The 14,503-nt window shown below is 32.8% G+C and carries 16 protein-coding genes; 9 read left to right on the forward strand and 7 right to left on the reverse strand.

Annotated features, from left to right (window positions below; translation table 11 throughout):
* Window positions 1-58 precede the first annotated feature (58 nt).
* The 4 genes from QL232_RS10900 (at window position 59) to QL232_RS10915 (ending at window position 3,844) form a co-directional block, all read left to right on the forward strand.
* Entirely contained in the window at window positions 59-1,156 is a 1,098-nt protein-coding gene (locus QL232_RS10900; protein WP_281614136.1) for a Nif3-like dinuclear metal center hexameric protein, read from the forward strand.
* Between the two features lie 139 nt (window positions 1,157-1,295).
* Window positions 1,296-1,973, forward strand: a complete 678-nt coding sequence (gene sdaAB, locus QL232_RS10905) for an L-serine ammonia-lyase, iron-sulfur-dependent subunit beta (RefSeq protein ID WP_168883181.1) — start codon at window positions 1,296-1,298, stop codon at window positions 1,971-1,973.
* Between the two features lie 74 nt (window positions 1,974-2,047).
* Window positions 2,048-3,397: a TolC family protein gene (locus QL232_RS10910; protein WP_168883182.1), complete on the forward strand. Its 1,350-nt coding sequence runs from the start codon at window positions 2,048-2,050 to the stop codon at window positions 3,395-3,397.
* Window positions 3,398-3,418: 21 nt separating this feature from the next.
* Window positions 3,419-3,844, forward strand: a complete 426-nt coding sequence (locus QL232_RS10915) for a DUF2147 domain-containing protein (RefSeq protein WP_281614137.1) — start codon at window positions 3,419-3,421, stop codon at window positions 3,842-3,844.
* Window positions 3,845-3,858: 14 nt separating this feature from the next.
* Here QL232_RS10915 and QL232_RS10920 read toward each other — a convergent pair whose 3' ends face one another.
* From QL232_RS10920 to QL232_RS10950, 7 genes are all read right to left on the reverse strand, one after another.
* On the reverse strand, window positions 3,859-5,124 hold the full coding sequence (locus QL232_RS10920; protein ID WP_281614138.1) for a site-specific integrase: 1,266 nt from the start codon (window positions 5,122-5,124) through the stop codon (window positions 3,859-3,861).
* Between the two features lie 289 nt (window positions 5,125-5,413).
* Window positions 5,414-6,757 carry an acetyl-CoA carboxylase biotin carboxylase subunit gene (accC, locus tag QL232_RS10925; RefSeq protein ID WP_168883185.1) on the reverse strand — a complete coding sequence of 448 codons (1,344 nt, stop codon included), beginning with the start codon at window positions 6,755-6,757 and terminating at the stop codon, window positions 5,414-5,416.
* A gap of 64 nt (window positions 6,758-6,821) precedes the next feature.
* A complete protein-coding gene (gene accB / locus QL232_RS10930; RefSeq protein ID WP_168883186.1) occupies window positions 6,822-7,334 on the reverse strand; it encodes an acetyl-CoA carboxylase biotin carboxyl carrier protein in 513 nt (170 codons plus the stop codon).
* Between the two features lie 83 nt (window positions 7,335-7,417).
* Window positions 7,418-7,987 carry an elongation factor P gene (efp, locus tag QL232_RS10935; RefSeq protein WP_168883187.1) on the reverse strand — a complete coding sequence of 190 codons (570 nt, stop codon included), beginning with the start codon at window positions 7,985-7,987 and terminating at the stop codon, window positions 7,418-7,420.
* Window positions 7,988-8,070: 83 nt separating this feature from the next.
* Complete coding sequence (locus QL232_RS10940) at window positions 8,071-9,057, reverse strand: beta-ketoacyl-ACP synthase III (RefSeq protein WP_168883188.1); 987 nt, start codon at window positions 9,055-9,057, stop codon at window positions 8,071-8,073.
* A gap of 155 nt (window positions 9,058-9,212) precedes the next feature.
* Window positions 9,213-9,419, reverse strand: a complete 207-nt coding sequence (gene rpmF / locus QL232_RS10945) for a 50S ribosomal protein L32 (RefSeq protein ID WP_168883189.1) — start codon at window positions 9,417-9,419, stop codon at window positions 9,213-9,215.
* Window positions 9,420-9,438: 19 nt separating this feature from the next.
* Entirely contained in the window at window positions 9,439-9,969 is a 531-nt protein-coding gene (locus QL232_RS10950) for a DUF177 domain-containing protein (protein WP_168883190.1), read from the reverse strand.
* 146 nt (window positions 9,970-10,115) lie between these two features.
* Between QL232_RS10950 and QL232_RS10955 the strand changes: the two genes are divergently transcribed.
* The 5 genes from QL232_RS10955 (at window position 10,116) to QL232_RS10975 (ending at window position 14,490) form a co-directional block, all read left to right on the forward strand.
* Window positions 10,116-10,817, forward strand: a complete 702-nt coding sequence (locus QL232_RS10955; RefSeq protein WP_281614139.1) for a 16S rRNA (uracil(1498)-N(3))-methyltransferase — start codon at window positions 10,116-10,118, stop codon at window positions 10,815-10,817.
* Between the two features lie 107 nt (window positions 10,818-10,924).
* Window positions 10,925-11,599 carry a DUF4159 domain-containing protein gene (locus tag QL232_RS10960; protein WP_168883192.1) on the forward strand — a complete coding sequence of 225 codons (675 nt, stop codon included), beginning with the start codon at window positions 10,925-10,927 and terminating at the stop codon, window positions 11,597-11,599.
* 67 nt (window positions 11,600-11,666) lie between these two features.
* Window positions 11,667-12,689 (forward strand): acyl-CoA reductase, encoded by a 1,023-nt coding sequence (locus tag QL232_RS10965; protein WP_281614140.1) that lies wholly within the window; start codon window positions 11,667-11,669, stop codon window positions 12,687-12,689.
* 1 nt (window position 12,690) lies between these two features.
* Window positions 12,691-13,803, forward strand: a complete 1,113-nt coding sequence (locus QL232_RS10970) for a hypothetical protein (RefSeq protein ID WP_281614141.1) — start codon at window positions 12,691-12,693, stop codon at window positions 13,801-13,803.
* 33 nt (window positions 13,804-13,836) lie between these two features.
* Complete coding sequence (locus QL232_RS10975) at window positions 13,837-14,490, forward strand: metal-dependent transcriptional regulator (RefSeq protein WP_281614142.1); 654 nt, start codon at window positions 13,837-13,839, stop codon at window positions 14,488-14,490.
* Window positions 14,491-14,503: the final 13 nt, after the last annotated feature.

Genomic DNA, 14,503 nt, shown 5'->3' on the forward strand with positions numbered 1-14,503 from the left:
TTATTTATATAAATATAAGCTCGTTTCATTAGATTCGAGCTTTATTTATTTTACGAATATGAAAGTTAAAAATATAGTCAATTTACTAGAGCAGTTAGCTCCATCTCAATACCAAGAAAATTATGATAACGCCGGACTAATAACGGGTAGTGGTCATGATGAGGTAACTGGTATTTTAGTTTCTTTAGATTGCACTGAAGAAATTGTTGATGAAGCTATAAAAAAGGACTGTAATCTAATTGTTGCTCACCACCCTATCGTTTTTAAAGGATTAAAAAGATTTAATGGCAAAAATTATGTTGAAAGAACAATTATTAAAGCCATTAAAAATGATATAAGCATATATGCTATCCACACTAACCTAGACAATATGAGTCATGGTGTGAATTATAAGATCTCCTCACTATTAGGATTAGAAAACTTAAATATCTTATCTCCTACGAAGAATAATATTCAGAAATTATCAGTATTTGTTCCTTCTGAAAATGTTGATAAAGTAGCAAATGCCTTGGCTGATGCTGGAGCGGGGATTATTGGTGATTATACTTCATGTAGTTTTAGAACACTGGGAACAGGAACCTTTAAAGGTAATGATAGTTCGAATCCTACATTAGGTAATAAAAATACATTAGAAAAGATCGAAGAGGTAAAAATTGAAGTTCAATTTAATGCACACCTAAAAGGAAAAGTGTTAAGTGCAATGCATCAAAGTCATCCTTACGAAGAAGTGGCCTACCATATTGCCCCTTTAGATATAACAAATACTTCTATTGGCTCCGGCATGTATGGAACGTTACCTCAACCAATAACTGTAAATGATTTTTTATCAAAGGTAAAAGAGACTTTTAAGTGTGGTGCAATTAGACATACAAAGGTAATTAAAGATACAATTTCAAAGGTTGCAGTCTGCGGGGGTGCAGGCAGTTTCCTTTTAAGAAATGCAATTGGTGTCAATGCAGATATTTTTATCACAGGTGATTTTAAATACCACGAATTCTTTGATGCTGAAGATCGAATTATGATTGCTGATATTGGACACTTTGAAAGTGAACAGTTCACTTCTGACCTTCTTATTGATTATCTAAAAGATCAAATAGGGAATCATAAGATTTATAAGACAGAGATAAATACAAATCCCATTCAGTATTTTACTTAAAATTTAATACTGATCTTCTGTAAAAAATAGTCACTTTATTCATTAGAGTGACTATTTTTTTGTATTCAAATAATTCTATTTAAAGAATTAAATACCTTATTTTGCAGTTACACATACTATAAACATATACACAAAATAAATGGCCGAAAAATCAAGTATTTTTGACATGATTGGACCCATCATGATTGGTCCATCGAGTTCACATACCGCAGGGGTTGTTCGTATCGGAAGAGTTGGACATAAAATGTTAGGAGGAACCCCAGAGAAAGCAGAAATCGTTTTCTATAATTCTTTTGCAAGAACCTACGAAGGTCACGGATCCGATAAGGCAATTATTGCTGGATTAATGGGAATGAGTACCGATGACCCTAATATCAAACAAGCCTTTGATATTGCTGAATCCAATAACTTTGACTATGAATTCAGACCTGTGGGGAATGCTTCGGCACACCATCCTAACACAATAAAACTTATCCTAACCAAGGGAGAAACTAAAACAGAAATTGTAGGTGTAAGTAAAGGCGGAGGAATTATTTCTATCAGACAAGTAGATGGATATTCTTCAAATTTTAGTGCTAACTCTCCCACTCTTATGGTTACAGCAGAAGATCGCAAAGGAGCTATTTCATTTATCTCAAATCTATTGGCACAAGAAGATGTCAATATCGCAGAAATGACTGTTTCTAGAAAAGGTAAACACCAAACGGCATGTCAATTTATAGAAATGGATTCAGCACCAAGAGATATAACTATGGAATATCTAAAAAGTATTAAATGGGTATTGAATGTAACTTTTTTACCAAATGTGGACGACTAAGTTAAGAAAGGAGATAATTCTTTCTTAACTTATAGCAATAAATATTTTTTTGATTAAGTGCTCATGCATTTATTATGAAATTCAGACACAAACTCTTCATATTTTTACTTTCATCGTCATCGTCATTATCAGCACAAACTCCTGATAGTTTATGGAATTATAAACAGTGTGTAGAATATGCCATTGAAAATAACTTATACGTTAAATTACAGGATTATGATGTAGACGAAAGAACTGAGGAATACAAGCAAGCAAGATCCCAAAGATACCCTAATGTATCTGGTTTTTATCAACATAGCTTCAATAGAGGTTTAAACCCCGATCCTACTACCAACGTCTTTACCCAACAAAGTATTAATACGGGTAGTTTTGGTGCTACTGTAGGTGTACCAATTTTTAATGGTAGAAAGATTTCAAACACTATTAAGCAGACAAAAGCTAATATTGAAAGCTCTGAATATGGTGTTGAGAAAATTGAAAATGATATCATCATTCAAGTAACGGAAAATTACTTAGATGTGATTTTTAAATGGGAAAATGTTTCGATTTCGAAAAAGAGGGTAAGAACTTTAGAGGAACAAGTTGACCGAACAAAAAGGCTTGTTGAAGCTGGTTCTGCTCCTTTATCAGAATTATTGGATCTTATGTCTCAGTTTGCTGATACAGAAAGGCAATTAACTGAAGCAGAGAACTCCTACAATATTGCTTTATTAACTTTAAAGCAGTCAATGCAGTTAGATTTTAATACGCTGTTCTCTATTGAAATTCCGGAACTTAGTGAACCTGATACAACAATGAAGTTTGTGCCTTCAAATGTTGTATTTCAAGAATCTATGGAGATTATGCCTCAGATTAAAAGAGCTGAGAAAAATATCGAGGTTGCTGAATTCCAAAAGAAAATTGCTAAAGCAGACTATTATCCTAGTCTGAACTTCAATGGGAACCTTAATACAAGTTATTCATCAAACTATACGAACCCTATTGATCCAAATGATAATTCATTAGGGACACAGTTCGAGAATTTCTTTAGTCAAGTGGCAACATTGCAATTAAATATTCCGATTTATAGTCGTAGAAATGTAAAAACAGCAGTCAATAAATCTAAAATTACGATCAAGAAAAATGAAGTTCAATTACAACAAGAACTTAATGATCTAAGAAAGAATATTGAACAAGCATATATTAATGCTTTATCTGCACAAAAAACATATATATCAAATAAAAAGTCAGTTGAATCGTTAGAAGAACAGTTCCGTTCTGTAAATAAAAGGTTTACTTCCGGAGCCGCTTCAACAACAGATTATGTCGTTGCTGAAAATAATTTAAACATAGCTAAAGCAGAATTAAATCGTTCAAAATATCAATTTATTTTCTCTAAGAAAATTCTGGATTTTTATTCAGGAAAAGAAATTGTAATTGAATAGTAGTGTATATAATTTATTAAAATGAATAGAACTTTATTTTTATTCTCTCTAATTTTTGCATTCTTCATTAACCATGTTAATGCTCAAGAATCTTCGGTATTTGGTGTTTGGAAAACAATTGATGATGAGACAGACCAAGCAAAAGCTTATGTCGAAATTTACAAAGATGGAGACAAGATGTTTGGGAAAATCATCAAATTATTATCAGATCCCGAAGATAGTATCTGTGAAAAATGTTCAGATGAATTTAAGGACCAGAAAATCGTTGGCATGAAGATCATCTGGGATATGGAACAGAATGGAGATCAATGGATTGATGGGAAAATTCTAAAACCTGAAAACGGCAAGATCTACAATGGTAAAATTTGGGTAGAGAATGGAAAACTTCAAGTACGAGGTTACCTTGGTTTTATGTACAAGACACAAACTTGGGAAAGAGTAGAATAATATCTACTCTTTTTTTATTTGTATTCATTATCGTATAAATGTTCTAATTCGTCTTTTATTTTATCTTTTAAATAATGTTTTTCAGTTACTTCAGTAGTAGCATGACACAGTAATCGAGATGTCAATAAAAGCCCATGCTTATCTAAGGAGTTATAAGCAAAAGTATGTCTCAAATTATGTAGGCTTAAACTATAAACTTCTCCATTTTTTTCTATTTCCTTCTTCCCTATTTTATGTAGATAATCAGAAAAATATTTCGAAAGAGAAGAGGTTGAATTCTGAGGTAATAACTTATCGTTATCATCAAGTCCTTCACAAGAATTTATTAAATGATCATAGACATCTTTATTTATAGGTAACTCGACTTTGTTATTTTTTCCCTTTGCCCAAATTTTGATTTTCTTAGTTTTAAAATTGATGTCTTTTTTTCTAAGATGAACCATGCTACTTCCCCTTAAACCAATTCCAGATCCTAATACAATAATGATCTTTTGATATTGATTTCCTTTAGAATATATTTCTTTTAAATCATTCTCACTAATTCTTATTCTATTTACCTCATCAGAAGTTTCTAGTGCTTTAAGGTTTTTCACTTTTAGTATTTCATCTTGTGAAATATTGCTCACATTTTCTTCAATCAAAAAATCTACAAATCGTTTAAGGGCAGTTAAGTAAAAATTTAGTGTGGTGATTTTTAAAGAAGCATTATTTCTTAAAAAGGCATTAACCGTAAGATCATTTAGTACAAATTTTTGATACTCATCAAAAGAGTATTGAATATAGAGTTTTACTACATTTCCTATTGCCTTTGGATATTTTGTATCCCTTCTTAATCTTGATTTCGATTTTAGCCAAAGTAGAAACTTTTCGTCCCAAGTATTGCTTAAAAGTTTTTTATCCTCTTGTACCCCATCAATCTTGGTTACCTCTAACCATTTGAGATAGCCCAATTTATTCTCCAGGTTTATTCTTCGAGCATATTGTCTTCTTTGTGCTTTCTTAATTGTATTTATTTCATTGGTTTCTACTAGACTTTGTAAATACTCTGTATAATCTTTAAAAGCATTTCTGTAATACCTTCCTTGTTTAAATTCTATCAAAAACACTAAAAAATAACGTAATGATGTCAATGATTTCATAACTAATTGCTGCTCATTTTTATTCCAGTCATCTTCTAGCAGATACCTTTTATATTGATCAATGATATCTTTTTTAAAAAGATAGCTTTCCTGATTAGCAATGATATGATTTGTTGTTTTAAGTGCTTTTAGTTTAATCATTTGATTAAATATTCAATTAATTAAAAACCTGTTAATCAAATATACTGAAAATATAAACTAAATAACGATTTTATAAAGAATATATATCATCTAAATATATGTTTACTTCTATATTTTATGTTATTTAAATTTCAATGTATTTGTACTTGAATAGATTTATCTTAAATTCTATTTGAAATATTAATTCTAAAATCAATGCTTTTAGATTAACATTAAACAATCTTTGATAGATAAAAAAAGGGAGCTCTTTAAAAGAACTCCCCTATTAAATCTATTTTAAGGAAAAAGTTTACAGTGTATCGTAAGTATACTCTTCCATAAATTTAGTTGTAAAGTGACCAGATTGGAACTGCTCATTATCCATAAGTCTGATATGGAAAGGAATTGTTGTATTAATACCTTCGATTACAAACTCATTTAAAGCACGTTTCATTCTTTTGATCGCTTCAATTCTTGTTTCCGCAGTAACAATTAATTTAGCAATCATTGAGTCATAATTAGGTGGAATTGAATAACCTGAGTATACGTGAGTATCAACACGAACACCAGGACCACCTGGAATATGCAAAGTAGTAATTTTACCTGGGCTTGGTCTGAAATCATTAGCAGGATCTTCCGCATTGATACGACATTCGATAGAATGTGCCATTGGCGTATAGTTCTTGCCAGTAATTTTCTCACCTGCAGCAACTTTAATTTGTTCTTTAATAAGATCAAAACCAGTTACTTGCTCAGTTACAGGGTGCTCTACTTGGATACGAGTATTCATTTCCATGAAATAGAAATCACCATGCTTATCTACTAAGAATTCTACAGTACCAGCACCTTCATAGTTAATTTTCTCAGCACCTTTAATAGCTGCTTGACCCATTCTCTCACGAAGTTCTGGAGATAAAGCTGGAGAAGGTACTTCTTCTGTCAACTTTTGGTGACGACGTTGGATTGAACAGTCTCTTTCTGATAAGTGACATGCTTTTCCTGAACTATCGCCAACAATTTGGATTTCAACGTGACGAGGTTCTTCAACGAACTTCTCTAAATACATACCGTCATTACCAAATGCTGCTGCTGACTCTTGACGAGCAGAATCCCAAGCTTTTTGGAATTCATCTGGTCCATTAACGATACGCATACCACGTCCACCACCACCGGCAGTTGCTTTCAAAATCACTGGGTACTTAATTTGCTCAGCGATTTTCAAACCTTGTTCAACAGAATCTAATAGACCTTCTGAACCTGGGATTGTAGGTACGCCAGCTTCTTTCATAGTAGCTTTGGCAGTTGCCTTATCACCCATTTTCTCGATCATATCAGCTGAAGCACCGATGAACTTAATGTTGTTTTCCTCACAAATACGTGAGAAGTTAGCATTTTCAGATAAGAAACCATAACCAGGATGCACAGCATCACAGTTAGTAATCTCAGCTGCTGCTAAAATATTTGGAATGTTTAAGTACGACTCTGTACTTGGTGCAGGTCCAATACAAACGGCTTCGTCTGCAAATTTGACATGCAAGCTTTCTTTATCTGCTGTTGAGTAAACTGCAACCGTTTTAATCCCCATCTCAGAACAAGTACGGATCACACGTAATGCAATTTCACCTCTATTTGCAATTAATATTTTTTTGAACACGACGCCCCAAATTTATTTAGTAAAAAAATAAAATAATTGTGGACTTAAATCTTTGGTGTAAAGATTAAGCCGGATCTACCAAGAATAATGGTTGATCGTATTCAACTGGTGACATATTGTCAACAAGAATTTTAACGATTTTACCTGATACTTCAGATTCGATCTCGTTAAATAATTTCATTGCTTCGATAATACAAACAACATCACCTTTCTTCACTGTATCGCCAACATTAACGAACATATCAGAATCAGGGTTTGGAGCTGTATAGAAAGTACCAATCATTGGTGACTTAATTTCGATATAGTTTGATGTATCAGCAGCTGGTGCTTCAGGAGCTGCAGCAGGAGCTTCAACAGCTGGTGCTGGTGCAGCAGCAGGAATTTCAACTGGTGCAGGTGCTGCGATAGGTGCAGCTGGAGCAGATGCTAATACTGGAGCAGCAACAGGTGCAGCTACAGCAGCTGCTTCAGGGTTGCGCTTAACGTGAAGTTTGATTTCTGCAGTTTCTACATTTACTTCTTGCAAACCTGAGTTTGCAATAAAGCTGATCAGATCTTTTACCTCTGGTGCTTTCATAATGTGATAGTGTGTGAGAATTGGAACCTGTAAACATATTGTTACAGTTCCCAATATCTTTTATTGTATAAGATTAAATACTATTATTTTTTCACGCGTTCAACATAAGAACGCTCTTGTGTGTTCACTTTGATAATATCTCCAGTGTTCACAAACAATGGTACCATAATTTGAGCGTCAGTTTCTACTGTAGCTGGCTTTAATGTGTTTGTTGCTGTGTCACCTTTAATACCTGGTTCAGTGTATGTCACTTCCATTTCAACAAATTGAGCAAGTTCACAACCTACTACTTCATCATTTGCTTCAACGTGGAATAAGATATCAACACTCATACCATCTTTAAGTAAATCATTATTTGGAACTTGGTCTTCTGGTAAAGTTACCTCCTCCCAAGTGTTTGTGTCCATAAAATGGAAACCCATATCGTCTTGATAAGAATATTGATGTTCTCTTCTTTCAATACGAGCTGTAGTCACTTTGTGACCTGCTGTGAAAGTGTTGTCAATAACCTTTCCAGTTCGGATACTTTTTAATTTAGTTCTAACAAACGCAGGACCTTTACCAGGTTTTACGTGTTGGAATTCCACGATAGCGAAAACATCGTGGTTAAATTCGATACAAAGTCCGTTTTTAAAATCAGCTGTAGATGCCATCTATATTAAATCTAATCTGTTTTAAAATGCTGCTTTTGATTAGAATCAAAAACTCAACCAAAAGCAAAAATATAAATTTTATATTAGTATGCCCACTTGATATAAGCAGAACCCCAAGTAAATCCACCTCCAAAGGCTGCTAAGATAAGATTATCTCCCTTTTTTAACTTATTTTCATAGTCCATAAGACATAAAGGAATAGTTGCAGCAGTCGTGTTTCCGTACTTATTGATGTTCATCATTACCTTTTCGTCACCCACATTCATTCTTTGGGCAGTGGCATCAATAATTCTTTTATTAGCCTGATGAGGTACTAAGTAAGCCACATCATCACCTTCTAACTTATTTTTATCCATAATTTCAGCTGCAACGTCTGCCATAGATGTTACTGCATATTTAAATACATGCATTCCAGCTTGGAAAATATAGTGTAATTTATTGTCAATCGTTTCATGAGAAGCTGGCATTCTAGATCCACCTGCTTTCATATTCAAGTATTCTTCACCAACACCGTCACTTTTAAGAATAAAGTCCATAACTCCTTCTTCTTCTTCAGTTGGCTCTAATAACACTGCTCCAGCACCGTCACCAAAAAGAACACAAGTAGTACGGTCAGTATAGTCAACAATACTTGACATTTTATCAGCTCCAACAACAACAACTTTCTTATACTTTCCTGTTTCTATAAATTGAGATCCAGTACTTAATGCATATAAGAAACCTGAACAGGCAGCACCTAAATCGAAGCTAAAAGAATTATCAGCACCAACTCCTTTAGCAATAATGTTTGCTGTTGCAGGGAAAAACATATCAGGTGTAACTGTAGCACATAAAATCAAATCCACATCCAAAGGATCTGTATTCGTTTTTTCTAATAATTGTTTTACAGCTTGAATACCTAAGTAGGAAGTACCCATATTCTCTCCTTTAAGAATACGTCTTTCTGATATACCTGTCCTCTCTAGAATCCATTGATCATTTGTATCAACCATTGTCTCTAGTTCTTGATTGGTAAGAACATAATCAGGAACGTATCCTCCTACGCCTTTAATTGCTGCTTTTAATGCCATAGTAATATTGGTATTTCTTTTCTTTTTTTGATTTCAACATCAATTAAAATCAAATTTCAAAAGGCAAAGATAAACAACTCTTTTAAAATCCATATAAAGTATAAAAAAAAGCCAATCCTTTTTTAAGGATTGGCTTGATTCTAAGTAGAATAAAACTACTCAGCTGCTTCTTCTACATCTGTTGAGTTATCGATAACCACTTGGCCACGATAGTACATTTTACCATCTGCCCAGAAAGCACGGTGTCTTACGTGTGCTTCACCAGTTGTTTGGCAAAAAGAGATTGTAGGTTTATCCATCTTAAGGTGCGTTCTACGCTTACCTCTCGAAGCTTTCGAAATTCTCGATTTAGGATGTGCCATTTTTAATTCTTAATATATATCATTTGAGTTTTTTCAAAATATCCCAACGAGGATCATTAGATTTCTCTTCTTCCTCGTCTTCTACTTCGTCTTCCAATTCTTCACCCTCTTCTAAAGTAGTGTAAAATAAGTCTTCTTCCTCCTCTTCGTCTGGATGAAGTCTTTTTGTTGGAAGTGATAATGCTATTAAATCATAAATGATTTGAGAAAAATCAATTGAATCCTCATTAAATGGGATTTTAATTAAATCATCCTCAAGCATCTCATAATGATCAGAAAACTTAAAGAATACTTTTTGATGAGCATCTAACTTTTGCTCATATTCTCTAAGGCTTCTATCACTTAACAAAGTAACGTTTGCATCAAGCTCCACTTCTACTTCAACAGCAGTTTCGCTTTTTGCAAGGTGCAATATCGCATTTCCAGAAATATTTTCCATCAATTCAGATTCAAATAAATCTAAAAGTTGTTGCGATAACTCCAATTCAAACTGGTGCTTACCATTTTTCAGCCCAGCAATTCCTATACTATATGGTTTTTTCTTATTCACCTCTTATTTGATTTGGCTTGCAAAAATACAAAATGAAATCATGTAACAAAAGGAATTCTTATCTTTTCATTGCAATTTTTGAGAAATAAATGTAAAAGTCATTTATTTTTATGTTCAAATACGATTTTCAAAGATAAAAGACCAACATGAGATTATTTTTCCATAAAGATATACGTCCCGATGATCAAGAAGTTACATTACTTTCTGAAGACTCAAAACATATTGTTAAAGTGCTCAGAATGAATATTGGCGACGATTTACATTTAATGGATGGTAAAGGACATAGATATCATTGTCAAATTACAGACCCTCATCAAAAAAAATGTAAAGTAAAAGTGTTAGATGTTGAGGTAATGCATAAAGCTGGTGCTAATGTACATATTGCGATTGCTCCTACTAAAAACATGGACCGTATAGAATTCTTTCTTGAAAAGGCTATTGAGATCGGCATAAGTAGTATTACTTTTTTCTATTCTAAACACTCAGAAAGAAAGAATATAAAGCTAGAGCGATTAGAACGAATTGCTGTATCCGCAATGAAACAGTCTAGAAAATTCTGGTTACCTGAAATGAATGAAGTAAAATCTGTCTCAGATGTACTTACATGTAACCATAAAGGAAAATTTATCGCATACGTACCTACAGTATCAACAGAACATCTCTTTAAGAAGCTTAATAATGATGAAGATACTATAGTTTTAGTTGGACCTGAAGGTGGTTTTTCAGAGGATGAAGCTCAATTGGCCAAAGAAAATGGATTTGAATGGGTGAGTTTAGGTAAAGAAAGACTAAGAACTGAAACAGCGGGTATAGTTGCAGTTCAAATTATGAATATGATTGATTTGTAAAATGAATATTATCCTTTTTTATATTATTTAGAGTAATATTTCACTAAATTAATATTGAGGCTTGTTCTCTTACTTTTAAACAATGAATCTGAATTAAAGAATAGAATATGAAATTATTTTTTGGGTTAGCTTTTACATTATTAATCATTCAAACCTCAGTTTTAGGACAAGTTTCTAGAAACTCCTTTTCATTGAAAATTGCAAAAATAAAATATGAAGGTGGTGGTGACTGGTACGCAAATAAGACTGCTCTACCTAATCTTGCTGATTTTTGTAATGATCAACTAGGTACTAATATAGATGTTGATGATGATATAGTAGAAGTAGGAAGCCCTGAATTATTTAACTATTCATATGTTTACCTCACAGGTCATGGAAATATTGTTTTCTCAGATTCAGATGCTGATAATTTAAGGCAATACTTAACAAATGGAGGTTTTTTACATGTAGATGACAATTATGGATTAGACAAGTTTATTCGACTTGAAATGAAAAAGGTATTTCCAGAATTAGACTTTGTTGAATTACCCTTTGATCACCCTATTTATCATCAGGCCTATAAATTCCCTAATGGGATTCCTAAAATACATGAACATGACGGCAAACCTGCTCAAGGGTTTGGACTAATCTATGAAGGACGTCTAGTTTGTTATTACAGTTATGAATCAGATTTGGGTAATGGTTGGGAAGACCAATCAATACATAATGATCCAGATGAAGTGAGATTAAAGGCTTTAAAAATGGGTGCTAACATTATTTCCTTTGCATTAACCGATTTTTAGTACATTTTCTTGTTTGATCATTTCTTTTCAGTTTGATTTGCACTGTTTTTAGAAATAATGAGGAATTATGAAGTTGCAACAAAGAATTGATGCTTTTGTAGCATTAGGTGATAAACTGAGAACACTAGACACAGAAACTTCTGAAATGTTATCCAGAAGAGCAAATGATGACAATGGTTGGTTTAATGAGACAACTGTTGGAAATGCTATTAAGGGGATAACAAAAATGTTGGAAAAAGATACACTTTCCAATTGGGTATCATCTTATACATCTACTGAAGAAAACCCAAAAAATGTTTTGGTTGTAATGGCTGGTAATATTCCTGCTGTTGGTTTTCATGATGCTTTATCTGTGCTTATTTCAGGTAATACTTTGATGGCTAAGTTGAGTTCTCAAGATACTTTCTTGATGAAAATACTTCTTGATTGGTTAATTCAATTGGAACCTAGGTTCAAAGACCGCGTTATTTTCTTAGAAGAACCTGCGAAAAATATTGACAAAGTGATTGCAACTGGTTCTGATAATAGTACTAGATACTTTGTAAAATACTTTAGTAAATTCCCTAATATTATTAGAGCTAATAGATCGTCAGTTGCGGTTATCCGTGGAGATGAGTCTAAAGAGACACTTGCAAAGTTGGGTGATGATATCTTCTTATATTATGGTTTAGGATGTAGAAATATCTCTAAAATCTATACTCCAGCAGGTTATGATCATAAACTATTGATGGAAGCGTTGGAAGATAGAGCAAAAGAGACAATCATCAACCATAAATATGCAAACAACTATGATTATAATAAATCGATCTACTTAGTAAATAAGGTAGAGCATTTAGATAATGGTGGTTTGATTCTTACAAAAAGTGAAGATATGGTCTCTCCTATTTCTGTACTTTATTATGAAGAATATGAAAATGGACAGGAACTAAAATTAAAATTATCTGAAAATCAAGAAAAGATCCAATGTATTGTCACTGACGGGCAATGGTTGGCTGGTTCAGAAGATTTTGGACAAGCTCAGTTCCCTAATGTAGATACATATGCAGATAATGTAGATACTTTAGAGTTTTTATCACCAATTTTGGCATAATATGAATGTAGTCCTCGCTTCTGTATTAAAACCGGTTGATGATAGTCGTGTTTATCAGAAAATAGGACAAAGTATTGCTAAAATTCCAAATACAAATATTCAGATCTTAGGAACAGAAAATGATGGTACTCCATCGTGTTTACCAAACATTACATTTGTCCCTTTGTTCTCAAATCATAAAAAAGAAGCGTTTTTCCGTATAAAAGGGAATAAACGCTTCTTTTCTTTTTTAAAGAGTCAGAAGAACATTGATCTTATTATTATCCATACGATTGAGCTTCTACCAGCTTTAGTTTTCTATAAAAAACTAAATCCGAAGGTGAAGATCATATATGATATGCTAGAGAATTATCCTTTGAATTTCAAATCACAAATTTATCGTAGTGCATGGAAATCTAAGGTTTTATCATTTTTAAGTCATCAAATAGAGGTCTTCTCATTCCAATATCTTGATCATATTTTCAGTGCAGAAACTACATACCTAAAGGAAAAACAACTCCCATTGTATAAAACCACTGTACTTGAAAATAAGTATGCAGGCAAACTATTCAATACTATTCCCTCAACAGACTATTTACACTTTGTGATATGTGGTTCTTTAACAAGAGTTTTTGGAATAAACGAAGCAATAAATTTTATTGAGCTGTTAAATAGTTGCAAGAATCAACCAACTACTATAAAATTTACAGTAATCGGTAAAGCATACGAAAGTGATATTATCGAAAAACTTAAGAAGATAAATCAGTTTCATAATGTAGAATGTATTGGCATCACTAATTTTATTCCACACAGTAAAATTATTAAGGAAATGCTCACTGCGAGTTACCTTCTTCTCTCTTATCCCAAAAACCCTTGTACCAAAAACTGTATCCCTACAAAAATGTATGAAGGTTTGGCATTGGGCATCCCTATGATCATACAAAATAATAGTCTTTGGGAAGAGATCACCACACCCACCAATTCTAGTATTTTCATCGATTTTAATAAAAAATCAGACATTCTTTCAATTTTTGATAAAATCCAAACACACAAACCCTATAGAAAAGGACCTGACAAAAACGCTTTATGGAAATCTGAAGAAGAAAAGTTGTTAAATGTGATACAAACCTTATAAATTGCATCTCTTCTAAAATTTTACACATATAACATGTTTAGTCACTCCGAAGAAAACTATTTAAAAACGATTTACCACTTATCGGCCAAACAAAAACCTGTAAGTACAAATGCTATTGCTGAAGCTTTAAGTACAAAGCCTGCTTCTGTGACAGACATGATTAAGAAGTTAAATAGCAAGAGTGTTATCCATTATCAAAAATACAAAGGCACTACATTAACTCCAGAGGGCGAAAAAGAAGCCTTATTAATAATCAGAAAGCATCGCCTTTGGGAAGTGTTCCTATTAGAAAAGCTAAATTTTAATTGGGATGAAGTTCATGAAGTTGCGGAACAGCTTGAACATATCAAATCTAAGCGTATGATAGAACGTTTGGATCAATTTCTTGGTTTTCCCAAACACGATCCACATGGTGATCCAATTCCTGATAAAAATGGGGAATTAAGAGATCTTGAAGCTATTAAATTATCTACACTCGCAATAAATGATGAAGCATCTGTTGTTGCAGTGAAAGATGAAAATAGCAGTCTCCTGCAGTATTTAGATAAAGTTGGTATTGGTATCGGCTCTAAAATTCAGGTCACTGATAAAATTGATTTTGACGAATCATTAGAAATTAAAATTGATGGTAGAGATAAAAAAATCATTTCTGCCCTAGTTTCAGAAAATATATTAGTCCAAGAGTAGAGATTTAATTGAT

The organism is Flammeovirga sp. SubArs3, from assembly GCF_947387565.1.
Classification (GTDB): Bacteria; Bacteroidota; Bacteroidia; order Cytophagales; family Flammeovirgaceae; genus Flammeovirga; species Flammeovirga agarivorans.

Bases quoted from the DNA above. Each gene is read 5' to 3' on its own strand.
- QL232_RS10900 (WP_281614136.1), top strand. From the start codon at position 59: ATGAAAGTTAAAAATATAGTCAATTTACTAGAGCAGTTAGCTCCATCT.
- sdaAB (WP_168883181.1), top strand. From the start codon at position 1,296: ATGGCCGAAAAATCAAGTATTTTTGACATGATTGGACCCATCATGATT.
- QL232_RS10910 (WP_168883182.1), top strand. From the start codon at position 2,048: ATGAAATTCAGACACAAACTCTTCATATTTTTACTTTCATCGTCATCG.
- QL232_RS10915 (WP_281614137.1), top strand. From the start codon at position 3,419: ATGAATAGAACTTTATTTTTATTCTCTCTAATTTTTGCATTCTTCATT.
- QL232_RS10920 (WP_281614138.1), bottom strand. From the start codon at position 5,124: ATGATTAAACTAAAAGCACTTAAAACAACAAATCATATCATTGCTAAT.
- accB (WP_168883186.1), bottom strand. From the start codon at position 7,334: ATGAAAGCACCAGAGGTAAAAGATCTGATCAGCTTTATTGCAAACTCA.
- efp (WP_168883187.1), bottom strand. From the start codon at position 7,987: ATGGCATCTACAGCTGATTTTAAAAACGGACTTTGTATCGAATTTAAC.
- QL232_RS10940 (WP_168883188.1), bottom strand. From the start codon at position 9,057: ATGGCATTAAAAGCAGCAATTAAAGGCGTAGGAGGATACGTTCCTGAT.
- rpmF (WP_168883189.1), bottom strand. From the start codon at position 9,419: ATGGCACATCCTAAATCGAGAATTTCGAAAGCTTCGAGAGGTAAGCGT.
- QL232_RS10955 (WP_281614139.1), top strand. From the start codon at position 10,116: ATGAGATTATTTTTCCATAAAGATATACGTCCCGATGATCAAGAAGTT.
- QL232_RS10960 (WP_168883192.1), top strand. From the start codon at position 10,925: ATGAAATTATTTTTTGGGTTAGCTTTTACATTATTAATCATTCAAACC.
- QL232_RS10965 (WP_281614140.1), top strand. From the start codon at position 11,667: ATGAAGTTGCAACAAAGAATTGATGCTTTTGTAGCATTAGGTGATAAA.
- QL232_RS10970 (WP_281614141.1), top strand. From the start codon at position 12,691: ATGAATGTAGTCCTCGCTTCTGTATTAAAACCGGTTGATGATAGTCGT.
- QL232_RS10975 (WP_281614142.1), top strand. From the start codon at position 13,837: ATGTTTAGTCACTCCGAAGAAAACTATTTAAAAACGATTTACCACTTA.